Raw genomic sequence first — 20,450 nt, 5'->3', positions numbered from 1 at the left:
ATCAAGGAAAAGCCATGATTGTAAATCCAATTAAACGCAAGCCTACTCGCAAAATTCGTGTGGGTTCAGTCTATGTCGGTGGTGATGCACCGATCAGCATTCAAAGTATGACCAATACCGAAACTTGTGATGTTGAGGCAACATTGGCACAAATTCAGCGTTGTGCAGATGTAGGTGCAGACATTATGCGTGTTTCTGTGCCAACGATGGAAGCGGCAGAAGCTTTTGGTGAGATTCGTAAGCGTTCATCGGTGCCTTTGGTTGCAGACATTCACTTTGATTACAAGATTGCACTGCGTGTTGCAGACTTGGGAGCGGACTGTTTGCGCATTAACCCGGGAAATATTGGCTCTGAAGCCAAAATCCGTGAAGTGGTAGCCGCGGCGCGTCATAACGATATTTCTATGCGTATTGGGGTGAATGCAGGTTCACTAGAGAAAGATATTCAAAAGAAATATGGTGAGCCGACTGGTCAGGCATTGCTAGAGTCGGCGATGCGCCATATTGATATTCTGGATCGTTTAGATTTCCACGAGTTCAAAGTTTCAGTGAAAGCATCCAATGTGTTTTTAACCATGGACGCTTATCGCCTACTTTCACAGCAAATTGATAATCCTTTACACCTTGGTGTAACAGAAGCGGGGATTTATCGAACAGGTTCGGTGAAGTCTGCGATTGCATTGGGCGGTTTGCTGTTGGATGGCATTGGTGACACCATGCGTATTTCCTTGGCAGCGGAACCTGAAGAAGAGATTAAGATTGGCTTTGATATTTTAAAATCACTTAGTCTTCGCTCAAATGGCATTAACTTTATTGCTTGTCCGAGCTGTTCACGTCAAGAGTTTAACGTGATTTCAGTGATGCAGGCTTTAGAAGAACGTTTAGAAGATATTCGTACCCCAATGGATGTGTCGGTGATTGGGTGTAAAGTGAATGGTCCGGGTGAAGCCAAAGAAGCCGATATTGGTGTAGTTGGTGCAAGTCCACGTTCACTGGTGTATCGTAATGGCGAAAAGAGCCATTTAATTGACACAAATCAGTTGGTTGACGAAATCGAAGCGATGGTTCGTCAACGTGTTAGCGATCTTGAAGACGCTAAAGCTAAAGAGATTATTCGCACAAGTTTTTCTGAGTAGATCATGAGTTCAATAGTCGCAATCAAAGGTTTTAATGACATTCTTCCTACGCAAACCTCTGCATGGAGACGTCTTGAACAGCATCTCGCATCATTGATGGATGCTTATGGCTACCAACAAATTCGTTTACCTATTGTTGAACAGACCAATTTGTTCAAACGTTCAATTGGGGATGCAACGGATATCGTTGAAAAAGAAATGTACACCTTCTTGGATAAAGGTAATCCGCCTGAGTCTTTGACTTTGCGTCCTGAAGGAACAGCAGGCTGTGTACGCGCCATGCTTGAGCATAACTTGCTTCGTGGTGCCACTCCTCGGGTTTGGTATATTGGCCCGATGTTTCGTTATGAAAAGCCACAAAAGGGCCGTTACCGTCAGTTCCACCAATTTGGCGTGGAAACCTTTGGTGTAGCAACCCCAGATATGGATGCTGAGCTGATTTTGATGACCGCACGTCTGTGGAAACGCATGGGTGTGGCAGACAAAGTTCAACTTGAATTGAATACTTTAGGTGAGTCTGATGAGCGTGCTGCTTATCGTGCGGCATTGGTGGAGTTCTTAGAATCACACAAGGGTGATTTGGATGAAGACTCACAGCGTCGTTTAACCACCAATCCACTGCGCATTCTTGACTCTAAAGATGCAAAAACTCAAGCCATTTTGGAAAATGCACCGAAGTTGCATGACTTTATGGGTGAGGAAACGTTGAATCACTTTGCAACCTTGCAGCAATATTTAACGGATGCAGGTGTAAGCTTTGTCATTAACCAGAAATTGGTGCGTGGCTTGGATTATTACAACAAAACCGTTTTTGAATGGACCACTACGCATTTGGGTTCACAAGGCACGGTCTGTGCCGGTGGTCGTTATGATGGTCTAGTTGGACAGCTCAAAGGCAAAGCAGATCAGTCTGTGCCAGCCGTTGGTTTTGCAATGGGTATAGAGCGTTTATTATTGCTTCTTGAGCAAGTTGAAGATGCTACACCTGTACGTGACTGCGAAATGTTTTTGTTGGCAGATCCAGCGTCTCAAGGCAAAGCTTTAGTCCTTGCAGAGCAAATTCGCAATCAGTTGGATGCAGCATCGAGCACGATTCGTTTGAAAGTAGGCTCTCAGGGTTCAATGAAGTCACAGATGAAAAAAGCGGATCAATCTGGCGCATTGTTTGCCCTCATTTTGGGTGAGCGTGAGGTGGAAGCTGCGCAGTTTGCCGTAAAAGAGTTGGCAACAGCTGAACAAACTTTGGTTGCGGTGGATGACATCGTGCCATTTATGATTGAAAAATTTTCTTCAAAATAAGCCAAAATATAAGGAAAGGGTAGTCACATGAGCGCATTAAGTGATGAAGAACAACTTGATAGTTTAAAGTCTTTTACTAAGAAATATGGTTCAGCTATTATTAGTGGGATTTTAATTGCGCTGATTGCCTTTTTTGGATGGCAATACTGGCAGAAGAAGACTTTGGCCGAGAACCAAATGAACACGGCTAAAGTTCAGCAATTGATGGATGAAGCACGTGCAACGCAAGGTGATGCATTTACTGCCTTGTCAGCAACTGCGGATAAAATCGTAAAAGATGCACCAGATTCGGCTCAGGCCATTCAAACGCAATTGTTGATGGCAAAATTAGCTTATGACAAAGCAGATTATGCAAGTGCTGAAAAAGCGTTGAAAAAAGTTGAAAACTCGAAAGTCGATGACGATGGTTTAGTGCAAATTGTAAAACTACGCTTGGCGTATGCTCAATTGGCACAAAAGAAATTTGATGATTCAATTAAAACATTAGCGCAAGTGACTGATCCTGCTTTTAAAGCAACGGCTGATGAAGCTTTGGGTGATGTCTATGTGGCTAAAAATGATATCGACAATGCCAAAAAAGCCTACCAAAGTGCATGGGATCAGTTGGTTGAACGTAAACAAGAACGCCAAATTTTACAAATTAAACTCGAAAGTGTTGGTATTTTAGTTGATGATCCTGAAATCGAACGTCCAATCATAGAAACCGTTGCGGAAGAATCTTAATGAATAGAAAATACAAAATTTCGTGCGCATTAACCGTATTGACTTTGGCTCTTGCGGGTTGTGCAAGTAGTGGCAAAGTAGAAGAAGTTAAGCCGAATCCACTTCCAAAACTGACTCAAGCGAAAACGCTGACCCCTGTATTTTCTCAAAGTGTGTCTTCAACTTCGACAGCGGACCCTTTACGGTTACGTCTAGATGCAGACAATGGTGTGGTTTTTGCGCTTGATCCAAAAGGTGAAGTGACGGCTTATAAAGGCAAACAAAAACTTTGGCAGAAAGAAGTGTCTAAGGCTGGCTTAAGCTCAGGTGTGGAAGCGGCTGATGGTTATGTCATAGTGGGTAATGCTAAAGGCCAATTGTTTGCTTTAGACCAAGCGACAGGCGAGCAAAAATGGACAGCACAACTAACAGGGGCACTACTTGCGCCATCGTTGGTTCAAGCGGGGCGTGTGATTTCTGTCAGTAATGATGGAACCGTTTTTGCACATGATTTGGCGACAGGTCAACAAGTGTGGACCTATAACTTACCAAATGTTCAACTTAGCCTTCGTGGTAATGCGGCACCAGTGCCTGTTGATTCGCGCACAGTACTCATTTCTACTGCAAATGCCTATGTCTATGCTTTAGATGTAGTTACGGGTGTGCCACGAATGCAGCGTCGTGTAGCCGTGTCGGATGGTCGTTCGGATATTCAGCGTTTAAATGATATCGACGGTGACCCAGTAGTTGCAGGTCAGTATTTGATTACTACCAGTTATCAAGGTCAAGTCACTATGACGGATTTGGCTTCACAGCAAGTGGTATGGAGTGAAGATTCGAGTAGTACACAACGCCCTGAAGTGGTTGGCAATGGCGTGTTTGTTGCACAGGCCGATGGTAAATTAGTGGCTTATGAAATTACGACGGGTCAAAAACTGTGGGAAAATGACAGTCTGCTGAATCGCCAATTGAGTAATCCTGTGATGTTAGGTCAAGACCTGATTGTGGGTGATCTAGATGGTGTATTGCACATGATTAACCCTGCAACAGGTGAATTGATTGGTCGTGCTAAGACTTCTGGTGAAGTGCGTACTTTACGTGTGATTGATGATCAACTTTATGTTGCAACACGAAAGGGTGCATTAAGCATTTGGCAGAATCGTTAATTCTGTTCGACTTATGTTAAACTAGTCGAAATTCGTATTTTTAAATTTCCTCGGGGTATTTGTTTAGACAAGACCCCGAGTTTTTATTCAGGTTTTTCACCTTATTTTTCTTCCAGTTTCTGATGTTCAGACCAGTCTTACTGGCTGATCTTGAATAAAGGTTAATCTATGAAACCCGTAATTGCGCTCATTGGCCGTCCGAACGTCGGAAAATCAACGCTATTCAATCAGATCACCAAGAGTCGTGACGCGCTTGTTGCTGACTTTGCTGGCCTGACGCGTGACCGTAAATATGGTGACGCTGTATATCAAAATAAGTCTTTCATTGTGGTTGATACAGGCGGTATCGGCGAAAATGAGGGGGGTATCGACTCTTACATGGCAGAACAGTCTAAAACAGCCATTAATGAGGCTGATATTATTGTTTTTGTGGTCGATGCTCGCGCAGGCTTGTTAGCCTCAGATGAACAAATTGCTCGCGAACTGCGTACATTAGGCAAAAAAGTTTTTTTGGTTGCCAATAAAGTCGATGGTGTACACGCTGAAGCAGCTTTGGTTGAGTTTTACAAACTCGGTATGGGTGAACCTCTGCAAGTGGCAGCAAGCCATGGTCGCGGTGTTCAGCAAATGCTGGAAGAAGTTCTACATGATGTGCCTGAAGATGAAAACCCAGACGAACATGATAAGCACACAGGTTTACGCTTAGCGATTATTGGTCGTCCGAATGTGGGTAAATCAACGTTAGTCAACCGTTTATTGGGTGAAGAGCGTGTGGTGGCATTTGACCAACCGGGAACCACCCGTGATTCAATCTATATTCCGTTTGAGCGTGATGGCCGTCAGTACACCTTAATTGACACAGCAGGTGTTCGTCGTAAAGGTAAGGTTGATGAAATGATTGAGAAATTCTCAATCGTGAAAACCTTACAAGCCATGAAAGATGCCCATGTGGTGGTCATAGTGGTTGATGCGCGTGAAGGTATTGTAGAACAAGACTTACACTTAATTGGCTATGCGCTTGAAGCAGGCCGAGCGATGGTGATTGCGATTAACAAATGGGACAATATGTCCGAGTATGATCGTAAGCAATGTAAGTTGGATGTAGAGCGCCGTTTTGACTTTATTCCTTGGGCGAAGATCCACCTGATTTCTGCTTTGCATGGTACGGGTGTTGGTGAAATGTATCCATCAATTCACCGTGCTTATGACTCATCGCATTTGAAAGTCTCGCCTGCGAAAATTACACAAATTTTAAATGATGCAACCGATGCGCATCAACCACCTATGGTACAAGGTCGTCGTATCAAGATGCGTTATGCACATATGGGTGGACAAAATCCACCAACCATCGTGATTCACGGCAACAAAGTCGACAAGACTCCACATGACTACCGCCGTTATTTGGAAAACGTATTCCGTAAAGTGTATAAGCTTGAGGGTACGCCAGTGCGTATTGAGTTTAGAACCTCTGAAAACCCATTTGAAGGACGTAGGTCGCAAGTGGATGAGCGTACAGCAGCGCGTAAGCGTCGTTATGTTCAGAAGTTTAAGAAAGCAGAGAAGAAATTCAAACGTTAATCAGGTATTAAGGTTCTGATGCTGAAAAGCCCAAAGTGATCTTTGGGCTTTTTTATTTTATGATGCATGAAATGATGATAGGAAGGCAACGTGGCAAGGACAATACGTGTTGAGCTGAAAAAGATTAAGGACATTGTACAGGTGGATTACAATCTGTCACGTGTCGAGCAAATTGCACAGCGAAAACAAGCCATTTATCAATATCGCAATCAATGCTTATCTGAACAACGACAGATGATCGTCGATGATCATGCCATTGCACTGAGCGAGACAGGCAAACCCTATTGGGTTGATCAGCCTTCTTTTCATTTCAATCATAGTCACAGTCAAAATTACTATGCTTTAGCCATGAGTGAAAAAGTGGCTGATTTGGGCGTGGATGTTGAAGAGTTAAGTCGAAAAGTACGTTTTGGTGCTTTGGCTCAACACGCTTTTCATGTTGATGAACTTGAGCTATGGCAACAGATTGAGCAGGAAAAATCCTACTGGTTTAAAGTTTGGACCACCAAAGAAGCGGTGCTTAAAGCATCAGGTTTGGGTATTCGTTTAAACTTAAATGAACTGAATACCCAAGCACATCCAATGCATAATGGTGGCATGTGTAACCATCCGCTCATTGGTAGTTTCGCCTATCAAAATTTTGAGTTGGGAGATGTGATGTTGACTGTGGCATGGCGGGCAGAGCAGTCCTGCCGTGGCTATGCGTTGCCTCAGATTGAGTTGATACAACAGCTTCATACCGATATAAAAAAGCCTCTCGATTGAGAGGCTTTTCTTTTGACGTAGCTATATGAGTTTATGGAATTTCATTTTCTTCTTCAAACTCAGGCTTCACTTGTACAATGAAGTCTTGACGGTTTAGACCACGCCATAAGGCAAAGGCTGTACCGATATAGATTGAAGAATAGGTACCCACAAAAACCCCGACAAACATCGCTACAGAGAACCATTTCAGACCATCACCACCGAGTAACATCATCGAGATCACCACCAGTAATAAAGTCATTGAGGTGTGAATGGTACGACGTAATGTTTCAGTCAATGCAATGTTAACGATTTCTAAAGGCGTTGCACCACGAATCTTACGGAAGTTTTCACGAATACGATCCGATACAACAATGTTGTCATTCAGCGAGAAGCCAATCAGGGCCAAAACAGCAGCTAAAACCGTTAAGTCAAACGGCCATTGCATCATGGCAAAAATACCGATGGTTACTACAACGTCATGGAACAATGATAGTACTGCACCCATTGCCAGTTTGAACTCAAAGCGAATGGTGACATAAACCAGCATCAGTAATAGAGCTAAACCCACAGCACCTGCTGAGCGAATATAGAGCTCATTACCCACTTGCCCACCGACGACATCAACTTTGTTGACAGAAGCCGAGTTACCTGGAAGCTGTACCGCTTGGGTAATGGTTTTGGTTAAGTCTTCTGCTGCTGTATCTTCTTGTACAGGCATACGTACAATTAAGTCACGATCCGAACCAATGGTTTGTACCACGGGATCATGAAAGCCAGCTTTGGTTAGTGCAGCAGAGACATCGGCTGACTTTACTGCCTTACTATAGTTCAATTCGGCTGAAATACCACCAGTAAAGTCCAAACCTAAGTTAAGACCCTTGGTGAAAATGAAAAATAGGCTGCCAATCGTTAAAATAATAGAAAGAACGGCTGCAGGCAGCGCAATCTTCATAAAATTAATCACGCGATCGTCATCAGGACGGCCGTATTTTTTTGAAGTTTGTTGAGTCACATCAGTCATCGTCGATCTCCTTATATGCTCAACTTTTTCAAGTTTCGTTTTTTGCCATAGATGAGCTGTACAATTGCACGTGTTACTGTGATTGCAGTAAACATTGAGCAGACAATACCGATCATTAAGGTTACAGCGAAGCCTTTAATTGGGCCTGTGCCGATAGCAAATAAGATAAACGCAACCAAGAATGTGGTTAAGTTTGAGTCGAGAATGGTGTTATAGGCACGATCATAACCCGCCACAATAGCTTGTTTGGGCGATGCTCCCCATTTCATTTCTTCACGTATTCGCTCACAGATGAGGACGTTGGCATCGACGGCCATACCAATGGTAATCACGATACCTGCAATACCCGGTAGGGTAAGAGAAGCGCCAATCCAAGACATGACGGTTAAAATCATGGCTAAGTTGAAGAGCAAAGCAAAGTTTGCAATTAAACCAAATAGACGGAAGAAGACCACCATCCAAATCGCGACCAGTAAGAAACCGATTTGAGTTGATAGAACCCCTTTATCAATGTTTTCTTGACCGAGACTTGGACCAACGACACGTTCTTCTACAAAGTACATTGGTGCAGCAAGTGCACCTGCACGCAGCATCAATGCTAGCTCAGACGCCTCTTGAGGAGAATCTAAACCGGTGATACGGAATTGTGAGCCGAGTACTGCTTGAATGGTTGCAGCGTTAATCACTACAGATTCTGCATACGGGGTACGGACTTCTGTTTGCGCACCAGTGGTAGGATCGGTGATATAGCTAATACGTTGTTTATTTTCAATGAACAACACGGCCATACGCTTACCTACCGCATTACGGGTTGCATCGGACATCAGTTTGCCACCAGCTGTGTCTAAGGTAATGTTTACCTCAGCACCGCCCGTGTCTTGGCTAAAGCCACTTGATGCATTTTGAACGCGTTCACCCGTTAAAATACGATTACGGTTTAACAGTAATTCACGTCCGCTGTCCAAAGACTGATAGGCAAAAAGTTCAGTGCCTGGTGGAAGCGGTTGCCCATTACTCTTGCCAGTATATTGGTCAATGACTTGATCATTCTGGTCAGAGACCAAACGGAATTCTAAGTTTGCAGTACGCCCTAAAACACGTTTTGCTTCGGCTGTGTCTTGCACACCCGGGAGTTCAACCACGATGCGGTTATTGCCTTGGGTTTGTACCAAGGCTTCTGCCACACCTAACTCATTAATACGGTTACGTAAGGTGGTTAAGTTTTGGTTTACCGCATAAGACTGAATTTCTTGGCGACGAACATCAGTATAGGTTAAACGTAAGGTTGAACCTGTCGCAGTTGCGACCGCTTGCTGATTAAACTCATTGCCATTGCTACGTAAGTAGTCTTGAGCAGTCGTGCGATCATCGTTGTTCGCAAACTGAATGGTAATCGTGTTGTTGTTTAATCCAAGACTGTTAAATTTAATCTTGTTGTCACGGAACTGTCGACGTAAGTCTGTCGCAGAGGTTTCCATGCGCTGAGAAATTGCTTTATCCATATCCACTTCTAACAAGAAGTGAACACCACCACGTAAATCCAGACCGAGCTTCATTGGTTTTGCACCAATTTTTTGTAGCCACTCTGGTGTTGTTGGTGCCAAGTTTAGTGCGACAACATAGTCATCACCAAGCCCACGACGTAGCGCCTCTTTGGCTTTTAATTGTGCTTCGCTAGAGTCAAGTCGTAACAGTGCAGCATTATTACTAAAGCTGTTGTCATGGCTTGAGATACTTTCAGATTTTAAAATCTGCTCTGCTTTTTGTACGATGCTTTGGTCAATTTGGGTACCAGCTTTGGCACCAGAAATTTGAACCGCAGGTTCATCCGGATACAAACTAGGCAGGGCATATAATGTACTGATAATCAAAACCACGATAATCAGTAGATATTTCCATGCTGGGTAACGCATTCGTTTTCTTCTTAAAATGAAAAAAGTCGTGCGGATGCACGACTAATTTTTTTGATTAAAGGTTATTTAATGTGCCTTCAGGAAGAACTGAAATCACACTTGCGCGTTGGATTTTTACGTCTACACCACGGCTCAGTTCAACCACAGCGAAGTCGCCTTCGAGTTTAGTGATTTTACCCATGAGGCCACCAGCAAAAACAACTTCACTGCCTACACCAAGACTTTCAACCAAAGAACGGTGCTCTTTTGCACGTTTAGCTTGAGGGCGCCAAATTAAAAAGTAGAAGATGGCAATAAAAACAGCAATCATCAACAAGTTTGCGACCATACTTGGTTGTTGTGCAGCTTCACCCGCTGCGTGAGCTGTAGAAATAAAAAGGCTCATTTCAAATTCCTAAACTAAAAAAACGGTGATCAACGAATTGATCATAAATAGACTTGTTCTGCAATTTACCTTGTCTTTTTACCAAGCGCAAATGCTCACAACAATTAATCTTGGGGGCAAGGTGGAACTTCTAAACCACGACGTGCATAAAAATCTTCAACAAAGGCATCAAAGCGATCATTATCCAATGCGTCACGAATGTCTTGAGTGAAACGTTGGTAATAACGTAAGTTGTGAATAGTACCCAGCATTGAACCTAGCATCTCACCACATTTTTCCAAATGGAATAAATAAGCACGGGTAAAGTTGGTACAGGTATAACAGTCACAGTGTGGATCTAGCGGACTTTGATCATGACGGTATTTACTGTTACGGATACGGACTAAACCGTCGGTCACAAAATAATGTCCATTTCGGGCATTACGGGTAGGCATGACACAGTCAAACATGTCGACACCACGGCGGATGCCTTCCACGATGTCTTCAGGTTTACCGACACCCATCAGGTAGCGCGGTTTGTCTGCTGGCATTTTCGCAGGAAGATAATCTAGTACTTTGATCATTTCTTCTTTTGGTTCACCGACAGATAGGCCACCAATGGCATAGCCGTCAAAACCAACTTCAAGTAAGCCTTTTAATGACTCATCACGTAAGTCTTCATACATGCCACCTTGAATGATACCAAACAGCGCATTTTTATTTTCAAGCACATCATGATGTTGAGTCTTACAACGCTTTGCCCAACGCAATGACAGTTGTAGCGACTTTTGTGCTTCTTCATGCGTTGCAGGATATGGGGTGCACTCGTCAAAAATCATTACGATGTCTGAGTTCAGTGTGTGTTGGATGTCCATTGAGATTTCAGGAGACAAAAACACTTTAGAGCCATCAATTGGAGAGCGGAAAGTCACACCGTCTTCTTTAATTTTACGCATTGCACCGAGGCTGAAAACTTGGAAGCCACCTGAATCGGTCAAAATGGGTTTATCCCACTTCATAAATTGATGCAGACCGCCGTGTTCTTTAATCACTTCAAGGCCAGGGCGCAGGTAAAGATGGAAGGTGTTGCCTAAAATAATTTGCGCTTTGATGTCTTCAATATCACGTGGGAGCATGCCTTTGACTGTACCATAAGTACCGACAGGCATGAACACAGGGGTTTCCACCACACCATGCTCTAAAGTTAAACGACCACGACGGGCGCGACCCGACTGACCTAATTTTTCAAACTTCATAAAAAATCCTAAACAAGAGCAAAGCACCGCTTGACTTGCAGTGCAAGAGCGAAAAAACAGTTCGCCGCTAAAAGGAGGCTATTTTCCTTGATTATGCAAATAAACACCAGTGTTGTAACACTTTTAAAGCAAAGCTTTTCTGTACGAAATAGTATGCGGTGACAACGGTTTTAATTTGAATGTGTTGTCGGGGTGGAGATAGATTGTATCAAGCGGTGGTTGTCAGCAGTGCAGTCAGCGTAGAGGTTAAAAAAGGCACTCATTTAAAGTGCCTTTAAGCAAATATCGGTCTAATCACCCTGCTAATTAAAGTTTGGGCGGTAATCAAAATTTTGTAGCGCAACTGAGTCGCGGAACGGACGGACCGCTTTTTTGCCGACAGTCATGGTGTTAACAATGTTGTTTGGAAAAATTTGAATATGATTGTTAAACAGCTCGACATTGCGGTTAAAGATGCTGATCGCAGCACCGACATTTTCGTTTTGTTCCTCAATTTCATTCATCATTTTGAGATAAATATCATTGGCTTTGAGCTCAGGATAATTTTCGACCACGACATTAAGGCTACGCATTAGTTCTTGGTTTAAAGCTTCAATACGCTGTAATTGATTGACATCCGTATTGTTCAAGTTCAGGTTAAGAATGTTCTGACGGAGTTCAGTGACTTTTTCCAAGGTGCCTTTTTCAAAACTGGAATATTGTTCGACCAAAGGTTCTAGCCCATCTAAAATTTTGATCTTTTGACGTTCATAAGTAGCCACATCTGACCATGCGCGAATGGTTGCATTGTGGTGTCTGACAATATTATTACGAATGACAATCACGCCAAACACGATTGCAATAATAATCAAGAAGAAAATCAATAGCCCCATACGACCCTCTAACGGCAAAATATCATTATTTTAAAAATTGCGTTAGATCGGATTCTAAACGCTCTAGATAAGGTAATTTAAAAGTACGTAAGTGTCCACGCAATGTCGAAATGTCATTGATTTTTTTTGCTTTACTGGATATTTCAAACAGGTCTTGCGGGCTGATATAGCACAAAATATTTTTTTCAGGATGAAAGAGTAAATCACCTTCACGTGATTGGAAGAAGTTAGCGACACGTAATACAAAAGCAGGTGATAGCAGTTTAGCCATGTGCATTTGGTCGGCACCAAAAAATTTGAGCTTTTGGTTGATTTGAATGTCACTGCTATGCCACGGAAAGCTATAAGGATAATAAAATTTTTTATTGTATGCTGTGATGGCAATCCCTTGAGTCGGTACATCAAACACAAAACATCCCCATAAGTCTTTGTGCACTTCTTTGACTTTCATTTCATTGCCATCTTTGTCTCGCACCCGAATTTCATCGACAAAGTGATATTGAAATAATAAGACCTGATGTTGTTGTTCGTCCTCATCCTGCCAAATCGTGCTGGCATAGTAGGGGATATCATTACTGATGGTTCCTTGGTTAAAGATCGGAAACAATTGTTTGAGTTGTGGGATAAAATACGCAGGTTGTAGCGGAACACCAATGTACTGCGGTGGTGTGAACTCATTGAGCTGATATTTTTTATGAATAATTTGCTTTTCGAGGTGGTCTATGACTTCCTCAAGGGCATCATCCTGTTCATAGCTTAAATAGGCCCAAAGCAAGCAAGCTAAGCCAAATAAAAAGCTAAATAATGTCCAAATATGTTGTCCTGCAAAAAATACAGGCACAATAAAAAAAATGCCGATTATTCCCAGTAGAATGGGTAACACATTTTCAAATTTAAGGGTAATCGGTGCTTTCCATGGATGCAACCGATCCAAGATTTCTTGGGCAGTGTCCGCACTCCGAGCAATGTCCCAAAGCCTGTCGATATTATCAAACACGACCTGATTCTTTTTACGTCGAATATGAATAGAATGTTTGATCGTATCGAGAGGCATGGTTCTTCTTATTTAGGTTGAAGTTGGTCGACTAACATGGCATCGCCATAACTAAAGAAGCGGTACTGGCTTGCAACTGCATGTTGATAAGCCATCAAAATATTATCACGATTTGACAGCGCTGAAACCAACATCAAGAGAGTCGATTCAGGCAGATGGAAGTTGGTGATAAGACGATCCACCACTTTGAACTCATAACCTGGGTAGATAAAAATTTGGGTATCTCCAGTCCAAGCTTTCAGTTCACCATCATGTGCCTGTGCTGCACTTTCAACCGCACGTGTCGCTGTCGTTCCGACAGAAATGACTTTATTACCACGCGCTTTGGTTTGACGAATAAGCTCAACTGAATGCTCAGGAACATCACACCATTCACTATGCATAATGTGATTGGCAATGTCATCGGTACGTACAGGCAGAAAGGTGCCTGCACCCACGTGTAAAGTGACAAACGTTTTTTGAATGCCTTTAGCTGCAAGCTGATCTAACAGTTTTTGATCGAAGTGTAGACTTGCGGTCGGTGCCGCGACACTGGCTAACTTGGTAGGATCATTAAATACTGTTTGATAGCGCTCGGTATCAATCGCTTCGGCTTCGCGGTTAAAGTACGGCGGAATGGGTAGTTGGCCGTATAAATCCAAAACATTGAGAATTGGCTGCGAAAACTTCACAATAAATAAATTTTCATGACGACCTAGCACCGTGACTTTAACAGCATCTGGGCCAATAAAAAGTTCAGCTCCCGCTTTGGGGGTGTTGCTGGCTTTGATGTGACAGTGTGCAATAAATGCATCTTGCATGCGTTCGACCAGAACTTCGACTGCACCACCACTAGCACGCTTACCTTTGAGACGTGCTTTCATCACTTTGGTGTCATTGAGCACCAATAAATCGCCTTCATTGAGTAATTCGAGAATATCGGTAAATTGGTGGTCGTGGTATCGACCTTGTGCATCGAGGTGTAAAAGACGAGAAGCACTGCGCGTGTTTAAAGGATAACGAGCAATGAGTTCATCGGGGAGGTCAAAATTAAAATCAGAAAGTTGCATGATGGAAAAGCAGCGTCAAAATAGAGGATATAAAATTGGCGCTAGTATATGCTTTTTTGGACATGAACGCTGATATTGCACAAATATAAAGCTAAAAAAGCACATGTGACTTAAAAATAGACAATTGTCATCAACTTACGTTGACAAGTTTTTCAAAAAGTTTAATATACGCATCAACACCTTCCCGAGGTGGTGAAATTGGTAGACGCGGCGGACTCAAAATCCGCTGTCAGAGATGACGTGTCGGTTCGAGTCCGACCCTCGGGACCAAGATTCAGAATAGAAATATTCTCCAAAGCCCTGAAGCCTTTGTTTTAAAAGGTTTCGGGGTTTTGTCGTTTCTGGCGTTTGGGTTTTTTTCAGGTATTTAAATCTAATTTGAGGTATAAATCTCCACATATTTTCCACACGTTTTTATAGTGGATTTTTAGTTATAAGCTATTGGGTTTATTAAATTTATGAGCTTGTCGATTTATAAACAAAAAAATGGGACTTGGAGAGTAGATCTCGTTGCTTATGGCCAAAGAAAAAGTAAGGTGCTGCATTCTAGAGCAGAAGCCAAAAGATGGTCGGAAGTTGAGGAAAGGGAACTTTTTCTAAATTATTCCACTCAGGTAGCTCTACAAAGAAAAACAATAGTGACTGTCAGTGAGGCATTGACCCGATATGCTGATGAAGTCTCGTTTTATAAAAAGACAGCCAAAAAAGAAATTCAGCGTATTAAATACTTTCAGAATCATTTACCCAATGTAGATTGGCCATTGATGGATTACCGAACTGAATTTCTTAAGCAGTGGGAAGATCAAGTCATGAAACGATCTATTCGTCCGTTGAAGGCATCCAGTGTTTTGAGAGACTATTCCACTTTATCGGCTTTTTTTAATTGGTGTAGAAAAGACAAGGGATGGATAGATTTTAATCCAGTTGAAAACCTTAGAAAGCCAAAGAAACCAGCACATCGAGAGCGCAGAACTGAATTAGAAGAACTACAAGCCATTCTTGCCGCCTTAAAATATGTTCCTGGTACTGTCCCTGAAACTAAAATGCAAGAAGTCGGCTTGATTTGGTTAATCGCGATGGCTACGGGAATGCGGTCGGGTGAAATTGTGAATCGTCCAATTTCTGAAGTGTTCTTAGATCGAAAATATATTTTATTGCCTGACACAAAAAATGGCACTTCACGTAAAGTCCCCTTAGATACTTTTGCACTGCATTTGTGGAATTTAGCTTTACAGATCAAACGTAATAAATCTAATCGGGTGTTTACGGTTGATAATGCATCGAGGGATACGCTTTTTAGAAAGGCAAGAAAAAGTGCAGGCTTAGAATTCGCGGATATTACCTTTCATGATTCAAGGCATGAAGCTGCTAGCCTTATGGCTAGGCGGATTAAGAATGCCTTAACCTTATGTAAAATCTTTGGTTGGAAAGACCCGAAGCAAGCATTGACTTATTATAATCCGACCAATGACGAAATTATAGAAGAATTGAATCAATCCTCTGGCTTAAGTCGGCTCCTTACATAATTAAAGCCACTCCTGTGGCTTTAAAGAATTAATTCTTATAATTTATAGCTTTCTTATCAAAGGCCATAGCATATTTAATAACATCTGTGGCTTTCCATTTTTGTACGGTACGCTCTCCATCGACAGATGTGGGCAAGTCTCGACTTGGTGGAAAGTGAGGGTTTTTAATGATGTGCTTGCGTGTGTAGTCTTCAGAATATTTAAAATATTGGGCTATTTCTTTTTCACTCCACAGTTGATGTTCAATAGGGATGAGAGGCTTGGCATCTAAATGCTTAATCATCTTCTGAATAAGTTTGTCTAGTGTTTCTTGGCTCATGGTTATTCCCTCTTTACTTAACTGTTTCAGTCAAAAAATAGACAGCACCACAAAAGCTTGAAGTGCTTAATAAAATTGTTACTTCGGTCATATTCATTTTTTCCCACCTGCAGGCTTTGCTTGATAAGGGTTAGAGAAAATCCAGCATTTGACGATACGGTCTTCTTTAATACTTGGTTGATTGCCATAGCCTTGAATGGCTTTACTTTCATCTGCAGGTTGGTGTGATGAACGAACTGTTTTGTTTGCCTCAATGAATTTGTAGCGTTTACTCGTTTTTAATAAATTCCGCATTTCATTGATTTCAGGTAAAGCCTGATAATTACGTGCAGCAACTTTGTAGACTTCATTTAAGTTGATGGCGATCTGCGAATCTGTAGTTGAGTAATGGTTCAATTGGAAACTGGTGCCACGAATACTATTGAGATATTCAAAGGCATCCCAAAACTGTTGAACAAATGGATGATCTGCTGCAATTTCTTCAATACGTCGCATGGCCATACCTTCTAAATATCTTTTGGCATCACAAATGTCAGATAAATCGATGGCATCTTTAAAGACGTGCTCCGCAATAGCATCAATCATGGCCGACACTTGGGCATGACAGAGGGCGATACGTGTATTGGTAATGCCTTTTTGATGCATCTCAATTTCAATTTCTTTATGTTTTTCGGTATAAGTCTTGAGGATGCTTTCCTCATTCTTTAAGCAAAAGGTCATGTATTTACATGCATCTTCTAAACTCATCTGCGTCAGTCGGGTTGCAACATGCTTTTTCTCTAAGCTGTGGTTTTTAGTATCTACAGAAATATGCAAAGTACGCGATAACACTGCTTCAGATGCTTGAATCGGGGTGTTTTGGCTAATCATCACCGCAGCACGGAAAGGAGGCTCATAGGTCTCATTGCCTGCTGTTTTTAAGCCTTTAGAACGAATCGCTCGACCGTTATAGGCATCTTTTAATTCGTCCCAACTAAACTTTGCTTTTTGAGATCCAGCCTGGTCGTTACGGTCACCCTCAATCAGCACGATAGGCATGTTGGAGGTTTGGGCAAAGTTACGGTAAATCGCCACGTTGGTCGATTTGTTTGGATCGAAACCTTCATAGGCTTCACGGCCACTCAGCTTCCATAAAAATTCAATGATGGTGGATTTACCTGAGCCTGCTTGTCCGACGAACTCAAAGAATGGATAAGAGGAATTTATAGCGCGGATTTGTTCGGCAAAATATGTACCTGTCCACCATGCCAAAAGGATTAAACCTTTCTCACCTTGAAGGGCATAAAAATCTTTCCACCAGGTCGGTAAAAACTCTTGTTTCGCATTTAGATGAATAACAGGAGATGCAGCTAAGGTTTTGATTTCCTTATTGCCTGTTTTAAAAAAGTCATGCTGATTTTTGTGGATAACTTGACCTTTATGCACAGCAAACTTATCAAAAATATAGGCTTCATATTCTTTAGAATAGCCAATAAAGTCGATGGTTTTTACTTCACGTAAACGCTCTGTTTTACGCTTGATGAATGTTTCAAGCTGATGGTCGTTACCTGACCAAATGGTTCCCGATAATACGGCTAATACACGTGGTTTAAACTTGCTGCGTGAGGACATTTGCTCTGCAGTAAATGTGGTTTTAACTTCACCCCACGGTGACTGAATATGAAAGTAGTACCAGGACTCATCGGTAATTTCATTTCGTTGAAAATAAAGAGGCTCAAGCTGAGCATTGCAAATTTCTTTTGCTGAAGAGCATGTCTTTAATGCTTGAATCCGTATTTCTTCTTCAGTCAGTACCGTGCTTTGAGATTCTTCTACATACTGAACTGCCTTGTTATATTTTTCATAATCAAGCTCCCACCAGTAGGTGCGGAAACGATGATTAAAAAAGAATTGGCTTAGACTGCTGCCGTAAAAGTTATAAATCAATAAGCCTGTTTCTTCAGGTGTTTCTGAAATCTGTAGCTTTCCGAAGTGTAGATATTTATCCTGGTCTTTTGCTGTGAGCTGTCCTCTTTGGAACAAATCATTCCAGTCGACTGATTTACCATTCATTGGCGCAGGTGGTAGGGCAGCAGTCGAGATCCAACCCTCATCCGTTGCGCGTTTATGGTGTTTCGCTAGATACTTTTTTCCTGCAGGATCATTGTCCAATGCCCAAACTAAACGTGGTCTACTTTTATTGAGTTCATGGCAGCGGTTCTTAATTTTCTCCAAAAGAACAGCAGGATAATTCCCACTGTTCATATTACTCAAACTGATCAATTTAGACTGACTAAGCGCGATTGAATTAAAGATACCTTCAGTAATCCAAATACTCCCTGCATTACACAGGGCATCTAAATCATGCATTGTCCAAGCAAGGCCAGACCACTTTCCTATGAAGTTTGCCTTCATGCGATCGAAGCGCTCAGGACGGTCGATCAGTCGTTCCCAATAAATGCCTTCAGCCAATTTAAAGCGAACAGTCGCTGTAACAAGGCTTCGGTTTTTCGGTGAACGATACAGCTCTTGGGTATACAGTCCCTTGAGCTTTGAGATATCAAAGCCACGACCCTCTTTGAGATAGGCATCCGCTGCTGCATGTGGGTTTGTGGTGGTTTGTGGATGATATTCGGACCAGTCTTTAAAAAGCTCCTCACAGATATCTTTGACATGTTCTTCATAGCCACATTTATTGATCCTTCCACACTTCACCATGCGTGGAGTGATGGCATGTGTATAGAGTTCTTTTTCTTTACATTTCGGACAGACTCCCTCTCGATACCATTCACCTTTTTTCTTGAAATGGAATAACTGGTTGAGTCGGTCATCTATCCGTTGCTGTAGGTGATACATATCTACGCCTTATAAGAGTCTGATTTGTTTAAGCCGATTGCGGTAGACACTGGCCTTAGTCAAATCAATCGTGGATGAGTGGAATAAGGCAGAGATAAAGCCTTCAACATAGTTTTCTTGTTGTTTGTCGATCACGGTCATCGTTTCTAAACTGGACAGGTGATGTTCTAGTTCTACTTCCCACTGACGTTTGTGTTGCGGTAACCCGGTTTGAACTTCGATGTTTGGATTGATGCTGTTTTGAATGGGACGAACCATTTCTAGGCTGGCTGCAAAGCTTGCAAGGCACTGGTCGTTCTGGCAGCTCACAATCAGTTCGTGTAAAAGAGGAGAGGGCTTTTTGCGACTAGATACATACATACGTCTTCCACAGTGCGGGCAGTAGAAACCAATTGATTTACTCATCATTACCTCTGATTTGAATTAAGTAGTTGTTGCTCCCGACACCAAGTACCTAACTTTTCTTGTTAAACAAGAAATTGCAAAGAAATGTAAACAAGGTCCTGCAATTCTGTGAGTGGCTCTAAAGCTGTGCCTTATGATGATTTTGTTTCTTGAGATGAAGTGTCTAGTTCAGCTTCAACAAGGCTTTTAATCCATTCGTTCAGTGACATGTTGAGCTTTGCTGCTTCGATACGAGCGAGACGACGATTTTCTGGAGTAGTGCGAAAGCTGATCTGTATTTCTTTTTGAGACTCGTGAGTAGCCATGTTTGTTTCCTTTTGAGTCCACAGTTATTAAACTGTGGTGAATAGAGAACTTTGTTAAAATGGTAATAAGCAAAGCAATATTATCCCAATTGGGATAATTAATATATGGATTTATCCCAAATGGTAAATGAGAATAACGATCAAAGAGGCGAACGCCTTCGTCAGGAACGATCACGCTTAGATCTGTCACAAAAAGATTTCGCTGCGTTATTTGGTAAGAAAAACATGGCTGTAATGCGCTACGAGAAAGGGGAGCGCGTTATGGGACAGGAAGACTTAGAAGCACTGCATAGAGCGGGTGTGGACGTTTGGTATTTGATTACTGGCGAACGAACTCAGCCTGAATTGCTATCTGAGGAAGCTAAAGAGTTGCTGAAATATTGGGACCAGGTTGATCCTGAGCAGCGTCAAACACTAATGACTTTAGTACGGAATTTTGCTGATAGTTTTAGCAAGAAGTAATTAAGTGGGTAAATGAGTTGAAACTTATTTACCTTTTGAAGTATAAAAAAATCATACTAATATTTAAGTTTTACTAAAAGAGTTGAGAATGTATTTAACTAAAATTTTAAGTTGTAATGGTGCTTGGGATATTTTAAATACTGAACATGAAGATGTTTTTTTAGAAATAAAAGAAATTTTAAAAAAATTTAGTGCAAATATTCATGATCCCGCCGACTGGTTACGTCCAGACCCTCCAATAAATCAATTTATTCATATGCCAGCAGATTTCGAGCATTTATTTCTTGAAAATGGGTGGGGATTTCCACTGAGTCGTGTAAATCTTAGAACTATGAGAAATTCATTGGGTGCTGTTAAACAAGGAATATCCATAAAAATGGATAATAATGTGGATGCAGTAGCTGTATTCATATTTAAAAAAATCATTAAAAAGAATATGGG

19 protein-coding genes, 1 tRNA gene and 1 pseudogene are annotated in these 20,450 nt (G+C 41.9%); 10 read left to right on the top strand and 11 right to left on the bottom strand.

The genetic code is table 11. The features are described 5' to 3' along the window. The first annotated feature begins 14 nt into the window (after nt 1-14). From ispG to GBI16_RS07170, 6 genes are all read left to right on the top strand, one after another. Entirely contained in the window at nt 15-1,136 is a 1,122-nt protein-coding gene (gene ispG, locus GBI16_RS07195) for a flavodoxin-dependent (E)-4-hydroxy-3-methylbut-2-enyl-diphosphate synthase (RefSeq protein ID WP_086210453.1), read from the top strand. Between the two features lie 3 nt (nt 1,137-1,139). Then, nucleotides 1,140-2,435: a histidine--tRNA ligase gene (gene hisS, locus GBI16_RS07190; protein ID WP_086210452.1), complete on the top strand. Its 1,296-nt coding sequence runs from the start codon at nt 1,140-1,142 to the stop codon at nt 2,433-2,435. Between the two features lie 27 nt (nt 2,436-2,462). Continuing rightward, nucleotides 2,463-3,158, top strand: coding sequence for a tetratricopeptide repeat protein (locus GBI16_RS07185; protein ID WP_086210451.1), 696 nt, complete (start codon nt 2,463-2,465; stop codon nt 3,156-3,158). Beyond that, nucleotides 3,158-4,303: an outer membrane protein assembly factor BamB gene (gene bamB, locus GBI16_RS07180; RefSeq protein ID WP_086210450.1), complete on the top strand. Its 1,146-nt coding sequence runs from the start codon at nt 3,158-3,160 to the stop codon at nt 4,301-4,303. Before GBI16_RS07185 ends, bamB begins: the two co-directional genes overlap by 1 nt. Before the next feature lie 168 nt (nt 4,304-4,471). Continuing rightward, entirely contained in the window at nt 4,472-5,881 is a 1,410-nt protein-coding gene (gene der / locus GBI16_RS07175) for a ribosome biogenesis GTPase Der (RefSeq protein WP_151706815.1), read from the top strand. 90 nt (nt 5,882-5,971) lie between these two features. Continuing rightward, nucleotides 5,972-6,646 (top strand): 4'-phosphopantetheinyl transferase superfamily protein, encoded by a 675-nt coding sequence (locus GBI16_RS07170; RefSeq protein WP_171264491.1) that lies wholly within the window; start codon nt 5,972-5,974, stop codon nt 6,644-6,646. Nucleotides 6,647-6,677: 31 nt separating this feature from the next. Here GBI16_RS07170 and secF read toward each other — a convergent pair whose 3' ends face one another. From secF to queA, 7 genes are all read right to left on the bottom strand, one after another. Continuing rightward, the gene (gene secF, locus GBI16_RS07165; RefSeq protein WP_110974654.1) at nt 6,678-7,649 is read right to left on the bottom strand and encodes a protein translocase subunit SecF; all 972 of its coding nucleotides are present in this window, start codon (nt 7,647-7,649) and stop codon (nt 6,678-6,680) included. 11 nt (nt 7,650-7,660) lie between these two features. Next, the gene (secD, locus tag GBI16_RS07160) at nt 7,661-9,562 is read right to left on the bottom strand and encodes a protein translocase subunit SecD (protein WP_151706814.1); all 1,902 of its coding nucleotides are present in this window, start codon (nt 9,560-9,562) and stop codon (nt 7,661-7,663) included. A 55-nt stretch (nt 9,563-9,617) separates the two neighbouring features. Then, the gene (gene yajC, locus GBI16_RS07155) at nt 9,618-9,947 is read right to left on the bottom strand and encodes a preprotein translocase subunit YajC (protein WP_004697692.1); all 330 of its coding nucleotides are present in this window, start codon (nt 9,945-9,947) and stop codon (nt 9,618-9,620) included. A gap of 104 nt (nt 9,948-10,051) precedes the next feature. Beyond that, on the bottom strand, nt 10,052-11,182 hold the full coding sequence (gene tgt, locus GBI16_RS07150; RefSeq protein ID WP_086210446.1) for a tRNA guanosine(34) transglycosylase Tgt: 1,131 nt from the start codon (nt 11,180-11,182) through the stop codon (nt 10,052-10,054). 302 nt (nt 11,183-11,484) lie between these two features. Continuing rightward, nucleotides 11,485-12,054, bottom strand: coding sequence for a LemA family protein (locus GBI16_RS07145; RefSeq protein ID WP_086210445.1), 570 nt, complete (start codon nt 12,052-12,054; stop codon nt 11,485-11,487). 25 nt (nt 12,055-12,079) lie between these two features. Then, nucleotides 12,080-13,108: a hypothetical protein gene (locus GBI16_RS07140; RefSeq protein ID WP_151706813.1), complete on the bottom strand. Its 1,029-nt coding sequence runs from the start codon at nt 13,106-13,108 to the stop codon at nt 12,080-12,082. 8 nt (nt 13,109-13,116) lie between these two features. After that, entirely contained in the window at nt 13,117-14,157 is a 1,041-nt protein-coding gene (queA, locus tag GBI16_RS07135; RefSeq protein ID WP_151706812.1) for a tRNA preQ1(34) S-adenosylmethionine ribosyltransferase-isomerase QueA, read from the bottom strand. A 183-nt stretch (nt 14,158-14,340) separates the two neighbouring features. Between queA and GBI16_RS07130 the strand changes: the two genes are divergently transcribed. Next, nucleotides 14,341-14,427 (top strand) — tRNA-Leu (locus tag GBI16_RS07130). A gap of 188 nt (nt 14,428-14,615) precedes the next feature. Then, nucleotides 14,616-15,683, top strand: a complete 1,068-nt coding sequence (locus GBI16_RS07125; RefSeq protein ID WP_151706811.1) for a site-specific integrase — start codon at nt 14,616-14,618, stop codon at nt 15,681-15,683. A 28-nt stretch (nt 15,684-15,711) separates the two neighbouring features. Here the strand turns inward: GBI16_RS07125 and GBI16_RS07120 are convergent, their stop codons facing one another. The 4 genes from GBI16_RS07120 to GBI16_RS18655 form a co-directional block, all read right to left on the bottom strand. Continuing rightward, on the bottom strand, nt 15,712-16,002 hold the full coding sequence (locus tag GBI16_RS07120; protein ID WP_151706810.1) for a hypothetical protein: 291 nt from the start codon (nt 16,000-16,002) through the stop codon (nt 15,712-15,714). A 93-nt stretch (nt 16,003-16,095) separates the two neighbouring features. Then, nucleotides 16,096-18,837, bottom strand: a complete 2,742-nt coding sequence (locus tag GBI16_RS07115; protein ID WP_151706809.1) for a toprim domain-containing protein — start codon at nt 18,835-18,837, stop codon at nt 16,096-16,098. Between the two features lie 9 nt (nt 18,838-18,846). Next, nucleotides 18,847-19,245, bottom strand: coding sequence for an ogr/Delta-like zinc finger family protein (locus GBI16_RS07110; protein WP_228267820.1), 399 nt, complete (start codon nt 19,243-19,245; stop codon nt 18,847-18,849). A gap of 128 nt (nt 19,246-19,373) precedes the next feature. After that, nucleotides 19,374-19,547 (bottom strand): hypothetical protein, encoded by a 174-nt coding sequence (locus GBI16_RS18655; RefSeq protein WP_171494541.1) that lies wholly within the window; start codon nt 19,545-19,547, stop codon nt 19,374-19,376. 105 nt (nt 19,548-19,652) lie between these two features. Here GBI16_RS18655 and GBI16_RS07105 point away from each other — a divergent pair, with 105 nt between their 5' ends. After that, a complete protein-coding gene (locus GBI16_RS07105; RefSeq protein WP_151706808.1) occupies nt 19,653-20,009 on the top strand; it encodes a helix-turn-helix domain-containing protein in 357 nt (118 codons plus the stop codon). An 88-nt stretch (nt 20,010-20,097) separates the two neighbouring features. Further along, nucleotides 20,098-20,450, top strand: a pseudogene (locus GBI16_RS07100) (hypothetical protein); the annotation flags it as partial.

This window comes from Acinetobacter sp. TUM15064, assembly GCF_008980265.1.
Lineage (GTDB): Bacteria > Pseudomonadota > Gammaproteobacteria > Pseudomonadales > Moraxellaceae > Acinetobacter.
The sequence above is the reverse complement of the archived record's forward strand: the minus strand, read 5'-3'. Positions and strand labels throughout refer to the sequence as shown.

Coding starts and splice junctions, on each gene's coding strand:
- GBI16_RS07185 (WP_086210451.1), top strand. CDS start 2,463: ATGAGCGCATTAAGTGATGAAGAACAACTTGATAGTTTAAAGTCTTTT.
- secD (WP_151706814.1), bottom strand. CDS start 9,562: ATGCGTTACCCAGCATGGAAATATCTACTGATTATCGTGGTTTTGATT.
- GBI16_RS07115 (WP_151706809.1), bottom strand. CDS start 18,837: ATGTATCACCTACAGCAACGGATAGATGACCGACTCAACCAGTTATTC.
- GBI16_RS07120 (WP_151706810.1), bottom strand. CDS start 16,002: ATGAGCCAAGAAACACTAGACAAACTTATTCAGAAGATGATTAAGCAT.
- der (WP_151706815.1), top strand. CDS start 4,472: ATGAAACCCGTAATTGCGCTCATTGGCCGTCCGAACGTCGGAAAATCA.
- GBI16_RS07145 (WP_086210445.1), bottom strand. CDS start 12,054: ATGGGGCTATTGATTTTCTTCTTGATTATTATTGCAATCGTGTTTGGC.
- GBI16_RS07140 (WP_151706813.1), bottom strand. CDS start 13,108: ATGCCTCTCGATACGATCAAACATTCTATTCATATTCGACGTAAAAAG.
- yajC (WP_004697692.1), bottom strand. CDS start 9,947: ATGAGCCTTTTTATTTCTACAGCTCACGCAGCGGGTGAAGCTGCACAA.
- GBI16_RS18655 (WP_171494541.1), bottom strand. CDS start 19,547: ATGGCTACTCACGAGTCTCAAAAAGAAATACAGATCAGCTTTCGCACT.
- hisS (WP_086210452.1), top strand. CDS start 1,140: ATGAGTTCAATAGTCGCAATCAAAGGTTTTAATGACATTCTTCCTACG.
- GBI16_RS07125 (WP_151706811.1), top strand. CDS start 14,616: ATGAGCTTGTCGATTTATAAACAAAAAAATGGGACTTGGAGAGTAGAT.
- bamB (WP_086210450.1), top strand. CDS start 3,158: ATGAATAGAAAATACAAAATTTCGTGCGCATTAACCGTATTGACTTTG.
- queA (WP_151706812.1), bottom strand. CDS start 14,157: ATGCAACTTTCTGATTTTAATTTTGACCTCCCCGATGAACTCATTGCT.
- GBI16_RS07105 (WP_151706808.1), top strand. CDS start 19,653: ATGGATTTATCCCAAATGGTAAATGAGAATAACGATCAAAGAGGCGAA.
- ispG (WP_086210453.1), top strand. CDS start 15: ATGATTGTAAATCCAATTAAACGCAAGCCTACTCGCAAAATTCGTGTG.
- GBI16_RS07110 (WP_228267820.1), bottom strand. CDS start 19,245: ATGATGAGTAAATCAATTGGTTTCTACTGCCCGCACTGTGGAAGACGT.
- secF (WP_110974654.1), bottom strand. CDS start 7,649: ATGACTGATGTGACTCAACAAACTTCAAAAAAATACGGCCGTCCTGAT.
- tgt (WP_086210446.1), bottom strand. CDS start 11,182: ATGAAGTTTGAAAAATTAGGTCAGTCGGGTCGCGCCCGTCGTGGTCGT.